At 44.6% G+C, this 15,387-nt stretch carries 16 protein-coding genes; 14 read left to right on the forward strand and 2 right to left on the reverse strand.

Annotation, left to right across the window (positions count from 1 at the left end; translation table 11 throughout):
* The first annotated feature begins 1 nt into the window (after position 1).
* The 10 genes from CW735_RS15125 to CW735_RS15170 all read left to right on the forward strand — a co-directional run bounded on the left by CW735_RS15125 (position 2) and on the right by CW735_RS15170 (position 8,929).
* Entirely contained in the window at positions 2-1,417 is a 1,416-nt protein-coding gene (locus CW735_RS15125) for an FAD-dependent oxidoreductase (protein ID WP_100972837.1), read from the forward strand.
* Positions 1,418-1,717: 300 nt separating this feature from the next.
* Entirely contained in the window at positions 1,718-2,155 is a 438-nt protein-coding gene (locus tag CW735_RS15130) for a hypothetical protein (RefSeq protein WP_157812705.1), read from the forward strand.
* 26 nt (positions 2,156-2,181) lie between these two features.
* Positions 2,182-3,579, forward strand: a complete 1,398-nt coding sequence (locus CW735_RS15135) for an amidase (RefSeq protein ID WP_100972839.1) — start codon at positions 2,182-2,184, stop codon at positions 3,577-3,579.
* Between the two features lie 199 nt (positions 3,580-3,778).
* Positions 3,779-4,366, forward strand: coding sequence for a DUF2726 domain-containing protein (locus CW735_RS15140; protein ID WP_071980469.1), 588 nt, complete (start codon positions 3,779-3,781; stop codon positions 4,364-4,366).
* A gap of 206 nt (positions 4,367-4,572) precedes the next feature.
* Entirely contained in the window at positions 4,573-5,271 is a 699-nt protein-coding gene (locus CW735_RS15145; RefSeq protein ID WP_100972840.1) for a 5'-methylthioadenosine/adenosylhomocysteine nucleosidase, read from the forward strand.
* 135 nt (positions 5,272-5,406) lie between these two features.
* Positions 5,407-6,348 carry a cobalamin biosynthesis protein CobD/CbiB gene (locus CW735_RS15150; RefSeq protein ID WP_071980471.1) on the forward strand — a complete coding sequence of 314 codons (942 nt, stop codon included), beginning with the start codon at positions 5,407-5,409 and terminating at the stop codon, positions 6,346-6,348.
* Positions 6,349-6,466: 118 nt separating this feature from the next.
* Positions 6,467-7,273 (forward strand): cobalamin-binding protein, encoded by an 807-nt coding sequence (locus CW735_RS15155; protein WP_232230499.1) that lies wholly within the window; start codon positions 6,467-6,469, stop codon positions 7,271-7,273.
* A gap of 101 nt (positions 7,274-7,374) precedes the next feature.
* Positions 7,375-7,779, forward strand: coding sequence for a rhodanese-like domain-containing protein (locus tag CW735_RS15160; RefSeq protein ID WP_100972841.1), 405 nt, complete (start codon positions 7,375-7,377; stop codon positions 7,777-7,779).
* 130 nt (positions 7,780-7,909) lie between these two features.
* The gene (locus tag CW735_RS15165; protein ID WP_071981339.1) at positions 7,910-8,296 is read left to right on the forward strand and encodes a DUF2721 domain-containing protein; all 387 of its coding nucleotides are present in this window, start codon (positions 7,910-7,912) and stop codon (positions 8,294-8,296) included.
* A gap of 3 nt (positions 8,297-8,299) precedes the next feature.
* Positions 8,300-8,929, forward strand: a complete 630-nt coding sequence (locus CW735_RS15170; RefSeq protein WP_100972842.1) for a GNAT family N-acetyltransferase — start codon at positions 8,300-8,302, stop codon at positions 8,927-8,929.
* A gap of 67 nt (positions 8,930-8,996) precedes the next feature.
* On the opposite strand, the gene tyrS is transcribed toward CW735_RS15170, so the two are convergent.
* Positions 8,997-10,196: a tyrosine--tRNA ligase gene (gene tyrS / locus CW735_RS15175; protein ID WP_100972843.1), complete on the reverse strand. Its 1,200-nt coding sequence runs from the start codon at positions 10,194-10,196 to the stop codon at positions 8,997-8,999.
* Between the two features lie 341 nt (positions 10,197-10,537).
* Here tyrS and CW735_RS15180 point away from each other — a divergent pair, with 341 nt between their 5' ends.
* From CW735_RS15180 to CW735_RS15195, 4 genes are all read left to right on the forward strand, one after another.
* Positions 10,538-11,866 (forward strand): peptidoglycan DD-metalloendopeptidase family protein, encoded by a 1,329-nt coding sequence (locus CW735_RS15180; RefSeq protein WP_100972844.1) that lies wholly within the window; start codon positions 10,538-10,540, stop codon positions 11,864-11,866.
* A gap of 40 nt (positions 11,867-11,906) precedes the next feature.
* Positions 11,907-13,142, forward strand: coding sequence for an anhydro-N-acetylmuramic acid kinase (locus tag CW735_RS15185; RefSeq protein WP_100972845.1), 1,236 nt, complete (start codon positions 11,907-11,909; stop codon positions 13,140-13,142).
* A gap of 133 nt (positions 13,143-13,275) precedes the next feature.
* Positions 13,276-14,397, forward strand: a complete 1,122-nt coding sequence (locus CW735_RS15190) for an alkene reductase (protein WP_100972846.1) — start codon at positions 13,276-13,278, stop codon at positions 14,395-14,397.
* A 202-nt stretch (positions 14,398-14,599) separates the two neighbouring features.
* Positions 14,600-14,827, forward strand: a complete 228-nt coding sequence (locus CW735_RS15195) for a ChaB family protein (RefSeq protein WP_100972847.1) — start codon at positions 14,600-14,602, stop codon at positions 14,825-14,827.
* Between the two features lie 104 nt (positions 14,828-14,931).
* Here CW735_RS15195 and CW735_RS15200 read toward each other — a convergent pair whose 3' ends face one another.
* Positions 14,932-15,378, reverse strand: a complete 447-nt coding sequence (locus tag CW735_RS15200; protein ID WP_100972848.1) for an SRPBCC family protein — start codon at positions 15,376-15,378, stop codon at positions 14,932-14,934.
* Between the last annotated feature and the right edge of the window lie 9 nt (positions 15,379-15,387).

Genomic DNA, 15,387 nt, shown 5'->3' on the forward strand with positions numbered 1-15,387 from the left:
AATGGCAAAGAACGTATATCAATTTGTCGACGTTGAACGTATCGATCCGCCTAAAAAGCCGATCATGGTGCGTAAAGAAGAGTTCGCTGAAATTTATCAGCCGCTGAGTCAGTCGCAAACCGAAGGCCAGGCAGATCGCTGCCTGGACTGCGGTAACCCATACTGCGAATGGAAATGCCCAGTGCACAACTACATTCCGCAATGGCTCGATTTAGCAAACGAAGGCAGAATTATAGAAGCCGCAGAGCTTTCACATAAAACAAATAGCTTGCCGGAAGTGTGCGGTCGCGTATGTCCTCAAGACAGACTCTGTGAGGGTGCATGTACCCTCAACGACGACTTTGGTGCGGTTACTATTGGTAGTATAGAGAAGTATATTACTGACAAAGCCTTCGAGATGGGCTGGCGCCCAGATATGTCAGATGTTGTTTGGACAGACAAGAAAGTCGCAATTGTGGGCGCGGGACCAGCAGGATTGGCTTGCGCAGATATTTTGGTAAGAAACGGCGTTAAGCCAGTTGTTTACGACAAATATGAAGAAATTGGCGGGTTACTGACCTTTGGTATTCCATCGTTCAAGCTCGAAAAAGACGTGATTAAACTGCGTCGCCAAATCTTTACTGACATGGGTGTTGAGTTCGTACTTAATACCGAAATTGGTAAAGACATAGAGTTCCAAGAAGTTCTAGACAAATACGATGCAGTATTTTTAGGCATGGGAACCTACAAGTCGATGCAGGGTGGTTTTGACAATGAACACGTGCACGGTGTTCACGAAGCGCTGCCGTTTTTGATTGCCAACACCAACCGTGTAATGGGCCTAGAAAAAGACCCCGCTGACTTTATCGATATGAAAGGCAAACGCGTAGTGGTACTTGGCGGTGGTGATACCACCATGGACTGCTTGCGCACGTCTATTCGCCAAGGCGCCAAAAGCGTGACTTGTGCTTACCGTCGTGATGAAGAAAGCATGCCTGGTTCGCGTCGCGAAGTAGTAAATGCGAAAGAAGAAGGTGTCGAATTTAAGTTTAACCTTCAACCACTAGATATTGCTGTTGATGACAACGGCAATGCCGTAGGCGTTAAGTTGGTTAAAACTGAAATGGGTCCACCAGATTCAAACGGTCGTCGCCGCCCTATTGAGGTGGAAGGCTCAGAGCATATTCTTGAAGCTGACGTTGTTATAATCGCTTTTGGCTTCCAACCAAGCCCTGCACCATGGTTTGGTGATTTTGGAATCATGCTTGACGAAAAAGGTCGCGTTCGCGCGCCTCGTGCCGGCAAGTTTGCTTACCAAACTTCTAATCCTAAAATCTTTGCTGGTGGCGACATGGTAAGAGGAAGTGATTTGGTAGTAACTGCCATCGATGAAGGCCGTAAAGCCGCTGAAGGCATTATGGACTTTATGGGCGTTTAGTCTGCCTAGCTCATGAAACCATAAAAAAGGCTTAAACGCATATCGCGCTTAAGCCTTTTTTGTTTTTTATAGGCGCATTTTTACAGGCTACAATTTCCGTTCTAATACCAGTGTGGATAAATATACGGTATACCCTTTTCGCTTTTGATATACCTGAAAGGTCAAAGGTTCAGTTGAAGTTCTTCGCTATTCTTTTTACTATCAAATAAGCGTTAATCCAAATATTCTATCTATACGGGATATGAACCCATGTATAAGGCTAGCGCGACAATATATAAATATAATGAGAATGTGTTCACCATGAATAACAAGTTAAGCTTTTTGCCCTGTGCACAACTGTTGCTGAAAACCGGTGCTGTTACCCTTACATTATTGGGTAGTGGGGTTACGCATGCTGATAAACTATCGGTGGCGCAGCAGGAAAAATTACAAAGCGGTGATGCTATGGGTACGCCAAGCACGGTATCATGCCCTGGTGAGTTTCATTCAATTGTATTGTCTTCAGATGCCACGCAGTGCCAGCAATTTGAAAGCGAAATTCCGGCGGCTATGGTTTACCACACCGCTATGTCTCCATCTCAGGTAATTAGCTTTTACAAAGAGCAATTGCCGATGTTCAAAACCCATCCAGCCGTTAATCAGCGCACGCTCATTACATCAAAAGAACGTCATACCAAAATTGTAATTTCACCAGATAACACGGGTGCCCAAGTCGATATTTTGGTGGCAGCGAAATAGCTAGCCTTTAGGGAGAGCGTTGTAAAATGACAGACTTAACTCTCCACAACCAGCCCGATGCCACCGCAATGCTTGAACAAATGCGCACGGGTGAGTGCACTAGCAAGCAACTTGTGAAAGCAAGTCTGGAAAGGCTGCGTTTTGTAAATCCAATATTAAACGCGGCAACTCAAGTGTTTACAGAACAGGCTTTAGCCGCCGCTGAAAACCCCGTTGCCGGGCCGTTATCAGGCTTACCAATAACCCTCAAAGAAACGTACGCCCTAGCAGGTGAGCAGATTACTATTGGTAGCCGGCGCATGCAGCCTATTCAATGTTCAAAGGATGCCCCAGTCGTTGAGCGACTGAAGGCGGCAGGAGCCATTGTTATTGCGAGAAGCAATGTTCCTGAATTTGTGATGACGGCCGAAACGGATAATTTGCGCTTTGGCCGCACCAATCATCCAAAAGATCAACGTCTTGTTCCTGGAGGCTCTACCGGTGGCGAAGGTGCACTTGTCGCCAGTGGCGTATCACCTATGGGCTTTGGTACTGACATTTTAGGCTCTATACGCATCCCTGCTGCGTTTTGCGGTTTAATTGGCTTTAGACCGCACTCTGGAGCAATAAACAAAACTTCGGTATATCCTCAATCAGGGTCTTATTTTGAAACATTCAATGGAATAGGCCCACTCACCAGAAGTGTGCGCGATGCTCGCCTTGCGTATTCCGTAATAGCCGACACGCCTCCACAACCGCCAGCAAGCATAAGTGGATTACAACTAATTGCTCCGCGCAATTACCCATTCGAGGCGAAAGACCAGTGTATTAACTCGGCCTACGAAGCTGCACTAAAGGAATTGCAAGTAGCCGGTATGAGCAAGCATGAACCGGTTTTTAACGATATTAAAACGCTGTTTATGAATGTTCCAAAACTGGTTACTGGTGAAATGATTTCCACATGGAAAAAGTGGCTATCTAGCGAAGGTAAGCCCTTTTCGACCATGAGCGAAGCGCTGCGTCAAATAACGGGGCGCCCTACCGTACAGCCTGGCTTTTTCTTATGGCTTTCACTTATTCATTGTTTATACCGGCCTCGAAGACAGGCTGAGTTAGCTAGTGTTATAGAAACCTATGAACAGGCGCGAGAGCATTACCGGCAGTTAATAGGGCCTGACGGAATACTGTGCTTACCCACGCTGGGCATGCTTGCCCCTGAACACGGCGCAATGAATAAAGCGACATTAATGAAGCCAGGCCTGAACAAACAGATTACTGCCCACACACTGGTTAACATACTCGACTTATCTAGCATTACCGTACCTGCTCGCGGATTTGCTGACAAAAAAACCGGCTTACTGCCGGGTATTATGCTTGCAGCTGTTCCAGGTAACGAAGGCGCGCTGCTAGATGCATCTGCGGTACTTGAAAAAGCATTGCGATAGCGACTCTTAGTTACCCCTCTATTTATTTTTCATAACCTCTTATTTCACTATCACCTCTCATTCCCCCCCTCATCACAGACTTTCACGCTTAATAATCATTATTGGCATCTGCATTGCAAAGTCACTAGTACCAAAGGTCTAGCTTGATTAAGCGTCACCTTTTTGACGCTGATATTGATTGAAATATGTGAGGATAAAGATGGAATTGGCAATTATTTTAATGATGTTACTTATTGTCGTTGCTCTAGGCGCCATAAAATTGTCTGACGGAGGAATGGCATTTCCATTTCGTCGTAAGCCGCAGCTTTTTACCCAAGTGGAATGCTCATTTTTAACGTTAATTGAACAAGCCGTTGGCCGTGAATTCAGAGTTATGTGCCGAGTTCGCCTCAACGACATGGTGACAGTTCGTCAATCGACAAAAAAGAAAACTGCCACGCAAGCGGTATCTCGAGCATCAAGTCGTCAGCTAGATTTTGTGCTTGTTGAGAAAGACACCATGAGCCCGGTTTTAGCCATTGATTTAGTGCATAACCAAGGCAAAGACGGTTATAAAACACAAAAAGACTGGTTTGTTACCGGCGCACTAGACGCTGCAGGCGTGCCTCATGTGCGTATTAAAGTGAAATCTGGTTACAGCGTGGAAGATATTCGCGAGTGTCTTGAAAATAAACTTGTACCCTATCGCCGTCTTCAGCAAAAAATGGCGCAACAGCCTACACTTAACCCAGAGCCAACAAAACGCCCTACTCGACCAATAAGATCTAGCCGCCCTGCCGCAGCTTAATTAGATTACCTCCTCTTCCCCCTGCCTTTGTTGTATCGCTATCTAACGATTAGCCACTACAACAAAGGCATTTTTCTATCAGTTTTCTGCCATTACTTATACAATTACAAATATATATCTATACAGTTGCTAGTTTCAGCACTGCTATAATCTTTATTAAGGCCGTGCAATAGCACTCATTAACACGTTCACATGTCGGTAAAACTATGAAACGAATTGGTATTTTAGGTGCAATGGATGAAGAAGTTGCGCTACTAAAAGCGTCGCTTGACGATTTGAAAGAAACTAAGTGGAAGCATTTAACGTTTTACGAAGGCACACTAAGTGGTATCGAAGTTATTTTGGTAAAATGCGGCATTGGTAAAGTTGCAGCCGCCATAGCAACAACTGTTCTTATTGAGCAGTACGCCCCCGATGCAGTAGTGAACACTGGCTCTGCTGGTGGCTTTGATAAGAACCTTAACATTGGCGATGTCGTTGTAGCTACCCACGTTATTCATCACGATGCCAACCTTACGCACTTTGGGTACAAATTAGGCCAATGCGCAGGTATGCCTGAAGATTTTCGCTGTGATGACGCCCTTATCGACACCGCCAAAAAAGCGACAGCACACATTTCTGAAATACAGTCGACAAGCGGACTCATTTGCACTGGCGACGCTTTTATCGGTAGCGACGAAGCCGTAGCAAAGCTAAGAGAGGACTTCCCCGAAATGAAAGCGGTTGAAATGGAGGGCGCAGCCATTGGGCAAGTTTGCTATATGCTGAACACGCCGTTCCTTGTTATTCGCTCTTTATCCGATATTGCTGGTAAAACCTCCTCGGTTAGCTTTAAAGAGTATTTGGACACCGCCGCTAAACATTCTGCAGAGCTTGTAATGGCTATGATCAAAGACTTTGCTTAGCTCGCTTTGGCCTTGCTTTGTTGCTTAATCATGTTTAATGATCATGCAGCCTAGTCATGTCGCTTGAGCATGTCGCTTGAGCATGTAGCCTGATATGCTGCCTAAACTTTTCCCTAGCTAAGGCTTGATTTAATAATGGACTTTTTAGTTAGCGGAATTGACTTTAAGCCGCTATTAATACTTTGGTTGGCCATCGCCGTAGATGCATCTTGGCGATGGCCTCAACAAACCCACCCGCTTACGCTTATGCGCTATTTGGTCAATCAAATGGGGCGCAAAGTACTTCCTTCTCAAAAGTTTGCGGCTAGCCAGCATTATATTTCGGGTGCTTTGGCGGCTGTTGTACTGCTCAGCCCTCTTGTTGTCTGTCTTGGCATATTGGTATCAATCGCTCAATACCCTGTGTTTTTTGAAGCCATAATTATGGTGGTGTTACTCGACTACGGCTATCAACGCCAGCAGTATAAAAGAGTGCTCTTTACCGTAGGGAAAAACAAAAAGTCCTTAGCCCGTGAAATGGTGTCCAGCATCACCGCAAGGCAGTGTGATACGTTAACCGATATGGGCATGGCAAAGGCATCTATCGAGTCGCTGTGGCTTAAGTTTTTGTATCTATTTTGCGGCGTTATTTTTTATTATGTCGCTTTTGGGGCTATGGGTGCGTTAATTTATCGACTGCTGCTTTTAACATCCTGGCAATGGCATTACCGCGACCCAAAAATGGCGTTATTTGCATTACCAGTAAGGCGTATTGTTTCTATTTTAGTAATCCCCCCAGCAATAATTGGCGCGTTAGCGACCTTAATAAGTAGCAAACCTATAATGGGTATTAAGGCTATGAAGCGCTGCCCATCAAAGGACAAAACCTCCTTGCTGTTAGCGGCACTTGGTGGCATTCATAATATAAAGCTAGGCGGGCCTGCTATTTATGCTAACCAAAAGATACGCTACCCGCGAGTAGGGGGAAATAGAGATGTTACCTTTTCAAGCATGGTGTATGTAAAGAGAACAGTGATAAATGCAATGATCGTCGTCACAGCCCTTGCAACTCTTGTTATTATGATAATAAATGCTTAGCAGAAGGACTTTTCTCATTCGTACAGCTCGCTATTTAACAATACCTCTCGTTAATAAACAACGTGTCTTAGCGCTTTTTTTACTCAGTATGTGCGCTGTTGCACAAGCATGGGCTCATATGGCAAGTGAGCGAGATTTAAGTGATTTGGATATAAGTGGGAGCCCTGAAACTGATACTCGTAATGAAATTCGTATTGTCAGCTTAGCTCCTCACCTCACCGAATGGGTATACAGCTTGGGGTTAGGCACAAACCTTGTGGCGGTTAGCGATTACAGTGATTACCCTGAAGCTGCAAAGACGCTGCCACGGGTGGCTGATTATCAAGGCATTGATATGACTGCGATTCTCTCATTACAGCCAGATCTTGTTTTGGCCTGGAAAGGAGGAAATAAGCCTCAAGACATACAGAAGCTATCATCATTAGGACTGAAGGTGTTTTATAGTGCAATAACCGACGTTGATGACATTCCCTCCGAATTAATTCGACTAGGTGCAATGACGAATACTGCACCTCAAGCAAAAGCACTGGCATCTGCATTTGCTCAGCAAATAGCGACACTTCGAAACACCTTTTCGAGTAAACCATTTAAACCAGTATTTTACTATTCTTGGGCTGCCCCTCTAATGACAGTGGGTCCGAATGCATGGCCTAACAAATTACTCAATATATGCGGCGCGCAATCTGCATTTTATGACAGCCCTGTTGATTACCCGCAGGTGTCGGTGACCGAGGTATTGAAGCGTCAGCCCGAGGCGTTAATTGCAGCAAGTAAAGAGAGCCCACAAACGTTATCCTCTTTTTGGGCACCACATCGCGAATTCTTGAAAGCCGAGTTAATCACCGTTGACCCAGATATAACAAGTCGTTTCTCGCTGCGACTTGCCGATGAACTAAAACAACTTTGCATTGGTATCAATTCTTAATTGATAAAAGTACTAAACATCTAAAACAAATGCTTGGGTTTGTAGTATCTTAATAAGTGCATTGTCTTATTAATAGCATAGCCGCGAAGGAAAAGGTCAACATGCGATTGGTCGTTACTGGTTTTTTAGTTGCTGTAGGTATTGCGCTATTTCTATCTCTACAGTTTACAGCTAAAGCAACTACTCAAAAAGAAGTTGAGGCCTCTCCATACTTGCTTGAACGAGTAGCAAGTAATAACTGGCTGCTTATCGACGTTAGATCTCCTGAGGAATATGCCGACGGTCACATACCTGGTGCTATTAACATGCCCCACGAGAATATAAACGGTTACTTAAGCAAACTTGAACAACACAAAAACAAACCTATCATCATTTACTGCCGTTCGGGTAGACGAGCCAAGCTTGCTATGAAGGTATTACAAGAGCACGACTTTACTGATGTCATGCATCTTGAGGGCGACATTCTAGGGTGGAACGAAACGGGTCTCGCTTTAGAACAGATGTAACCACTGGATAAAACGTTCTAACATGATCCTGTTATTGAAGAATTCACTCTCTTTATGAACGAAAGCAACGCTGTGTTCCCTTCTCGTCTATGTGATACACTTTTTTCATGACATTTTTTTCGTGAATCCCATGAAGATAGATATTGCTACTCCCGCTATGCTATTCCCTGCTATTTCGTTACTGCTTTTAGCGTATACGAACAGGTTTCTTACTTTGGCAACCATTATTCGGAATTTCTCAAAAGAGGAACGTAACGATAATACGGTAGCCCAAATAACCAATTTACGGCAACGAATTCAACTGATAAAGCGTATGCAAATTGCCGGCGTTGGCAGCTTCTTTCTTTGCGTAGTATCAATGCTTGCCATCTATCTCACCTATCAAAAAGTAGGTAATTGGATCTTTGCCGCTAGCTTAGTGTCGTTGCTTTATTCTTTGTGGATGTCTGTAAGAGAAATACTGATTTCTGTTGAAGCGCTTGATGTCCACCTAGATGGAATGAAGGACGATAGTTAAAAAATGGGTTCGAATATAGAGAAGTGCGGTGAAGCTGCTTTGAGTACAACAGGTTCTGCTGAAACAGCCACAGACACCATTACTTTTATTCAACTGAGTCCAGAACATTTTGAAGGTGTAATTGAGCTGGGTAATTCGGTTCACGGTGATAATTATTTAACGCCTGAGTTACTGTATAAGTATTACAACCGCAGCTTTCATAACAATATTAATGCGAGCTGGCTTGCCCTGCAAAACAATACAGTTGTAGGTTTTAGACTTACCTTTGCTCATACCCAATGGACACAAGATAAATGGTGTTCTCCACACTTGTGGAACGTGGATAAAGAAAAGGTATGCTACTTTAAGTGCAATACGGTTAGCCCCTTAAAGCAAGCTTTAGGTATTGGCAGCGCGCTATTGGCAAAATCCATAGAGAGTGCTAAAGCACAAGGCGCCGTTGCTGGGCTTGCACATATCTGGCTAGCAAGTCCTGGAAATAGTGCATTTAAGTATTTTTCGAAAAATGGTGGAGTGCTTGTGAGAAAGCACGCGAACAAATGGCGGCACGCTTCTATCCACGAAGGCTACGACTGCCCAGTTTGTTCTGGGTATTGTGAGTGTGAAGGCGCAGAGATGCTCCTTTCGTTTTAAACGCACTTTTGTCAAAAAAAAAGCCCGCTCAAATTTGCGGGCTTTCAAATAGAATTTTAGTGAAGCATTAAGCTAGCGTGATACGAGCGAACTTGCGTTTACCTACCTGATACACGTTTTCACCTTTTTCGGTAATCACTAAACGGGTGTCTTCTACTTTGTCGCCGTTTATTTTAACTGCGCCTTGTTTAATCATGCGCATGGCATCTGACGTTGAACCAACAAGCTTCGCTTCTTTTAACAAATTGCCGATAGCGATGCCTTCGTCGCTTAATGCAATTTCAAGCTCTGGCATGTCATCAGGGATAGCATTTTTCTGGAAGCGTTGGATAAAGTCTTGGTGTGCGCCTTCTGCTGCTGCATCGTCGTGGAAACGAGCAATGATTTCTTTTGCCAGCATGATTTTAATATCGCGAGGGTTCTCTCCGCTTTCAACGCGAGCTTTAAGCTCGGCAATTTCCTCAAGAGGACGGAAGCTAACTAGGTCATAGTAGCGCCACATCAAATCATCAGAAATAGACATTACCTTACCGAACATCTCATTAGGCGTGTCTGTAATACCAATGTAATTGTTCAACGACTTTGACATTTTCTGAACGCCGTCTAGGCCTTCAAGAAGCGGAACCATCACAATCGACTGCTGCTTTTGCCCCTGCTCTTTTTGAAGCTCACGCCCCATAAGTAGGTTAAAGCGCTGATCGGTACCGCCTAACTCAACATCTGATTCAAGAGCTACAGAGTCCCAACCTTGCACCAGCGGATACAAGAACTCGTGAATAGCGATAGGCTGGCCGTTGTTGTAACGCTTTTTAAAGTCATCACGCTCTAGCATACGGGCAACGGTTTGGCTTGCTGCGAGTTTGATCATGCCCGCCGCACCAAGTCCGTCCATCCATTCAGAGTTAAAACGAATTTCTGTTTTCTCTTTGTCTAAAATTTTGAAGACTTGCTCTTGATATGTTTTAGCGTTTTCTAGTACTTGCTCTTTGCTCAACGGCTTGCGGGTAACGTTCTTGCCCGTTGGATCGCCAATAAGGCCGGTAAAGTCGCCAATGAGAAAAACGACTTTATGCCCAAGCTGTTGGAAAGTGCGCAACTTGTTAATTAGCACAGTGTGACCAAGATGAAGATCAGGCGCAGTAGGATCGAACCCAGCTTTAATTGTTAGGGTTTTTCCAGATTTTAATTTTTCAATCAAATCCTCTTCAGGGAGAATTTCATCAACGCCCCGTTTAATCTCAGCGAGAGCCGTTTGCCAGTCAGTCATTTGTTAATCACACTCTTTGATAACAGTCATTTATTAATGTGCGGCATTTTACGCATACAAGGGAACCATTAAAAGGTTTAGTCGTCAAAAATCGGAATACCAAACGTCATATTACCGGTAAGGGCATTATTGTTGATCAAAGTGGTGGCTAAAAATGGCAGGTCAAAAGCGTCAAAGTAAATTAGCAACACAGGGGAGCATCACCATACATGCTTATATCTTATGCTAATTTGTGACGAGAAAAGTTGCATTTGTATGCAACCTATGTGAAATAGTATTATCGAGATAAATAATGTGAAAAATGGTACCCTGCAGACAAGTTTTCTCTGGTGGTCAGTAGTATGAGAAAGACATTAGACGCTTCTAAAGCAGTCAATTTAATTAAAAAGTTACCAAAGCAGCACCGGACAGGCTTGGCCATTGCCAGCATGTTTTTAGGCGCGCTAGTCCTTTTACCGTCAGAGCCGGTGGAAGCGAGTCGTCACACCGAAGCAATGGCACTTGATGCGGGTGTTCGCTATCCTATTGCTATTGATCTAACGCCTTCCTCTGATGTTTTTGTGGGCGAAGACGAGTCGTCTTGGCATACCTATAAGGTGCGAAGCGGCGACACCCTAGCTAAAATTTTCAAACGAGCCGGGTTCACATCACGGGATGTTTACAATGTCACTAACGCTGGCGAGTTAACTAAAACCCTCGTAACACTGCTTCCCGGAGATGAGCTTTCATTTAAAGCAGATAATGAAGGCCGTTTTAGTGAACTCAAATACGTTCTTTCGCCCACAGAAACTCTATTGGTGCGCCAAGATAAAAGCGAAAGCAATGCAAAAAAACTGACCGCAGAGCTGGAAAAGCGCAATGTAGATATTCGCTACAACTTTGCGCAAGGTGAAATTAAATCCAGCTTCTGGAACGCAGCCCGCGATGCAGGCATGAGTAGCAACCAAATAATGAACCTTGCGGGTATTTTTGGTTGGGATATTGATTTCGCAATGGAAATACGCGCTGGAGACACCTTCAACGTGGTGTTTGAAGAACAATATATTGACGGCGAGTTTGTTGGTTATGGCGATATTGTAGCCGCCGAATTTACTAACCAAGGCGAACAGTTCAGCGCCATATTGCATGAAGACGGCCGCTACTACACACCTGACGGCCGCAGCATGCGCAAAAGCTTTTTGCGAGCACCGGTTAACTTTAGATACGTAAGCTCCAACTTTACTAAAGCTCGATTTCACCCAGTACAAAAGCGTTGGAAAGCCCACAGAGGTACGGACTATGTTGCCAAAGTAGGCACACCCGTTATGGCTGCTGGTGATGGTAAAGTAGTGAAGTCATCTTATGACAAATACAATGGTCACCACGTATTTATTAAGCACGGTGAGAAATACACCACTAAATACCTGCACTTTAGAAAGCGCGCAGTAAAAGTGGGTGATACGGTAAAACAAGGGCAAACCATTGGTTATCTGGGCAGCACTGGGCTTGCTTCTGGCCCTCACGTTCACTACGAATTTTTAGTGGATGGCGTGCACCGTAACCCCAGAACGGTTCAATTACCAAAGGCATTACCTATTGCAAAAGAAGAACGTGCAAGGTTTATGGAAATTGCATCAGTAAGACAAGAGCAGCTGGATAACAACAAGCGTATTATGCTTGCTATGCGATAACACCTTGACTAAACAAACAGCAAAACTAAAGGCCCGGTAAATGGCCAAGTACATTGGTTTGATGTCTGGAACAAGCATGGACGGCGTAGATGCCGTCCTTTGCGATATAACCAGAGATTCTTGCAATACGCTAGCAGCTTACTCTCTACCCTACCCCAAGGAACTTCTTGCTGCGCTTAACGCATTGTGCGTAGAAGGCGCAAACGAACTTAATACGCTAGCCGTGGCCGATAGGCTTGTGGCAGAGGTGTTTGCCGACGCTGTTAACTCGCTGCTAAAGCAAGAGAACCTATCTTCTTTTGATATAACAGCCATTGGATCTCATGGGCAAACAGTCAGACACCATCCTAATTGCGACGTGCTTTCGGTAAGCTTTGGCAAAGACAATATACGCGGTTTCACGTGTCAAATTGGCGATGCAAATACGTTAGCAGTATTAACGGATATTGACGTAGTCGCCGACTTCAGGAAAAAAGACATTGCACTGGGTGGGCAAGGCGCTCCTCTTGTTCCCGCTTATCACAATGCGGTTTTTTCACACCCATCAAAATATCGAGTTTTGGTAAATATTGGCGGCATTGCAAACATTACGGTTCTCTCGCCGAGTAAACTTCAGCATTCACCTATGGGTTTTGACACCGGTCCAGGTAATACTTTAATGGACAACTGGATTCGACTGCATCTCAATAAAACATACGACAGCAACGGTGAGTGGGGGTCCACAGGCACTGTAAATGAAGAGCTGCTCACTCACATGCTTAAGGATAAGTACTTCGCGAGGCCATTTCCCAAAAGCACAGGGCGCGAGTATTTTAATATAGATTGGTTGAGCAATTACCTTTCCTCTTCATTTGCGGCCCACCCGGGCAAGGAGGACGCCAGTTCAGAAAATGAAAACAGTAAAGAAAACGGGCTTCAGCCATGTGATATACAGGCAACTCTTTTAGCATTAACTGCGCACACAATATCTGACGGTATTCAGCACGCGATTAAAGAGACTTTGAGCAAAAACGGTAATGCTGTAGCTGAGGGCATTGAAGTTATAGCCTGTGGCGGTGGAGCTTTTAACCGCGAACTCATGGACCACCTCACCATAGCCTTACCAAATTATAAGGTTTTGACTTCGCACACGTTAGGTATACACCCGCAACATGTTGAAGGAGCCGCGTTTGCATGGCTAGCTTTTGCGAATTTAAATAATATTAAAGGAAATGTACCTCAGGTTACTGGAGCCAGCAGAGCCGCGGTCCTAGGGGCGCTCTATAAAAAAGAGTAACACGCCCTAGCTTTTACAGACTCAAAACATCTTTATTATAAAGTTTCGCACTAATATCACCTATTGAATCAATCCAAGTTACACCCACCTAAGTATTCACTACGACTAAAGTAGAAACCATAAAGGATACTTAATGACAGATTCAGCATTATTCCAACCCATTGAATGGGCTGGAAAGACATTGCAAAATAAAATGGTACTGGCGCCTATGACCCGAGGCCGCGCAGGAAATGAAAACATTCCTAACAAAATTATGGGCGATCAATACGTTCAGCGTGCCGACGCAGGGCTCATTATTTCCGAGGCTACATCAATATCCCCTGAGGGCGTGGGCTGGGTTAATGCGCCGGGTATCTATACCGACGAAATGGTAGAAGGCTGGCGCTCAATAATAAACCGCGTACACAACGCTGGCGGTAAAATAGTATTACAGCTTTGGCATACTGGCCGCGCTTCGCACAGCGACTTCCACAACGGTGAACTGCCGTTTTCAGCCTCGGCCATAAAGATTGAAGGCGACGAAATCCATACGCCCAAAGGTAAAAAGCCTTACGAAGTACCTCGCGCTATGACGGCCGATGATATTCAGCGCACGGTAGAAGACTTCAAAAAAGCGGCGATAAATGCAAAAGCGGCTGGCTTCGACGGTATCGAAGTTCATGCGGCTAATGGTTATCTCATAAATCAATTTTTAGATAGCCGCAGCAATCAGCGTGATGATGCGTATGGCGGTAGCTTAGAAAACCGTTACCGCTTTCTCTCTGAGGTAATGGATGCCGTGCTTAGCGTTTGGCCAGCACAGGATGTGGGCGTTCGTCTCTCGCCAAACGGTGTATTTAACGACATGGGCGCAGACGATTACAGAGAAACGTTCACCTATGTTGCTCAGCAGCTGAATAAACTGAAAGTAGGCTACCTGCATGTTATGGACGGATTGGCGTTTGGTTTTCACGAACGCGGCGAGCCAATGACCCTAGCAGAGTTCAGAGCCTTGTTCGACGGTCTAATTATCGGCAACTGTGGTTACACAAAAGAAGAAGCTGAAAAGCGAATTAGTGATGGCGATGGTGACATGATTGCGTTTGGCAGACCATGGATCACTAACCCCGACCTTCCAACGCGCTTTAAGCACGACTATCCGCTTACACCATTTGATGACCCATCCACATGGTATGGTGGCGACGAGGAAGGTTATACCGACTACGAAACCTATGAGGAATCTAGCGGTAAAGAGGCGATGTCCTCGCTAACCTAACCCTCACTACCATAAAGTAATGGTCAAAAGCGCCTAATCGTTTTACTGCGATTAGGCGTTTTTATTTGAGGTACCCGCCCTAGCCGCCACATCATTTGTAATCCTTTTTATCACAGAGCTGTAAAAATTGAATAGTACGCACGGCGATACTGATAAGCACTGTGGCTTTTAAAGCTACCGTAATCACTGAATGGAGAACGTTATGCCCTACGATAAAAAAAGCGACTTACCTGAACAGGTTCAAGATAACCTACCCTCTCATGCCGAAGAAATTTTCAAAGAGGCATATAACAATGCTTATGAACAATATAAAGACCCGGACGATAGAGATGCTGATGACTCACGAGAAGAGGTTGCCTTTAAAGTAGCTCGGTCGGCAGTAAAGCAAAAGTATGAGAAGAATGAAAACGGTGATTGGGTGAAGAAATGATAAGCAACGAAAAAAGCCGGGCAAATTCAAAGCCCGGCTTCTATACTTGCCTCTTGTCAGTGAACGAAGCTCAACGGCAGTGATATTGCATTGGCCACGAGAAATTAATTCAACGCCTTTTGTCTATCGGTTAATACCGCTAGTTTTTCCAAACATGACATCCATGCGTATTCATGCTGATCGCACTCTTCTTTATTAACGAAGCCGCTTTGCAATAACACTACGTTTATGCGATCCGGCTCCACTTCATTAAAATGGATGTTTACGGAAGTAATATGAGACTCGTCTAAGTTATCTTCCCACGCCCATGAAAAAGCCAATTGCTCATCGGTGAGTATAGTTACGTATTCGCCTGTTAGAGACATTTCTACACCATTTGGCTCCATCATCTTAATTCGATATCGTCCGCCTTCTTTAAAATCGTTCATCACTTGCGTAACTGAGCAGTTACCCGGCGCAAACCATTGTGACAAATATTCGACTTCATGAAATGAAGCATAAATAAACGAAAGAGGTGCAGTAAACGTAACGTCTATGGTGAATTGGTACATAAGTTGGCC

The organism is Alteromonas sp. MB-3u-76, assembly GCF_002831605.1.
Classification (GTDB): domain Bacteria; phylum Pseudomonadota; class Gammaproteobacteria; order Enterobacterales; family Alteromonadaceae; genus Alteromonas; species Alteromonas hispanica.

Excerpts from the sequence above, each read along its gene's own strand:
- CW735_RS15145 (WP_100972840.1), top strand. The coding sequence starts at position 4,573 with ATGAAACGAATTGGTATTTTAGGTGCAATGGATGAAGAAGTTGCGCTA.
- CW735_RS15160 (WP_100972841.1), top strand. The coding sequence starts at position 7,375 with ATGCGATTGGTCGTTACTGGTTTTTTAGTTGCTGTAGGTATTGCGCTA.
- CW735_RS15165 (WP_071981339.1), top strand. The coding sequence starts at position 7,910 with ATGAAGATAGATATTGCTACTCCCGCTATGCTATTCCCTGCTATTTCG.
- CW735_RS15185 (WP_100972845.1), top strand. The coding sequence starts at position 11,907 with ATGGCCAAGTACATTGGTTTGATGTCTGGAACAAGCATGGACGGCGTA.
- CW735_RS15200 (WP_100972848.1), bottom strand. The coding sequence starts at position 15,378 with ATGTACCAATTCACCATAGACGTTACGTTTACTGCACCTCTTTCGTTT.
- CW735_RS15195 (WP_100972847.1), top strand. The coding sequence starts at position 14,600 with ATGCCCTACGATAAAAAAAGCGACTTACCTGAACAGGTTCAAGATAAC.
- CW735_RS15155 (WP_232230499.1), top strand. The coding sequence starts at position 6,467 with ATGGCAAGTGAGCGAGATTTAAGTGATTTGGATATAAGTGGGAGCCCT.
- CW735_RS15150 (WP_071980471.1), top strand. The coding sequence starts at position 5,407 with ATGGACTTTTTAGTTAGCGGAATTGACTTTAAGCCGCTATTAATACTT.
- CW735_RS15125 (WP_100972837.1), top strand. The coding sequence starts at position 2 with ATGGCAAAGAACGTATATCAATTTGTCGACGTTGAACGTATCGATCCG.
- CW735_RS15140 (WP_071980469.1), top strand. The coding sequence starts at position 3,779 with ATGGAATTGGCAATTATTTTAATGATGTTACTTATTGTCGTTGCTCTA.
- CW735_RS15170 (WP_100972842.1), top strand. The coding sequence starts at position 8,300 with ATGGGTTCGAATATAGAGAAGTGCGGTGAAGCTGCTTTGAGTACAACA.
- CW735_RS15190 (WP_100972846.1), top strand. The coding sequence starts at position 13,276 with ATGACAGATTCAGCATTATTCCAACCCATTGAATGGGCTGGAAAGACA.
- CW735_RS15135 (WP_100972839.1), top strand. The coding sequence starts at position 2,182 with ATGACAGACTTAACTCTCCACAACCAGCCCGATGCCACCGCAATGCTT.
- CW735_RS15180 (WP_100972844.1), top strand. The coding sequence starts at position 10,538 with ATGAGAAAGACATTAGACGCTTCTAAAGCAGTCAATTTAATTAAAAAG.
- CW735_RS15130 (WP_157812705.1), top strand. The coding sequence starts at position 1,718 with ATGAATAACAAGTTAAGCTTTTTGCCCTGTGCACAACTGTTGCTGAAA.
- tyrS (WP_100972843.1), bottom strand. The coding sequence starts at position 10,196 with ATGACTGACTGGCAAACGGCTCTCGCTGAGATTAAACGGGGCGTTGAT.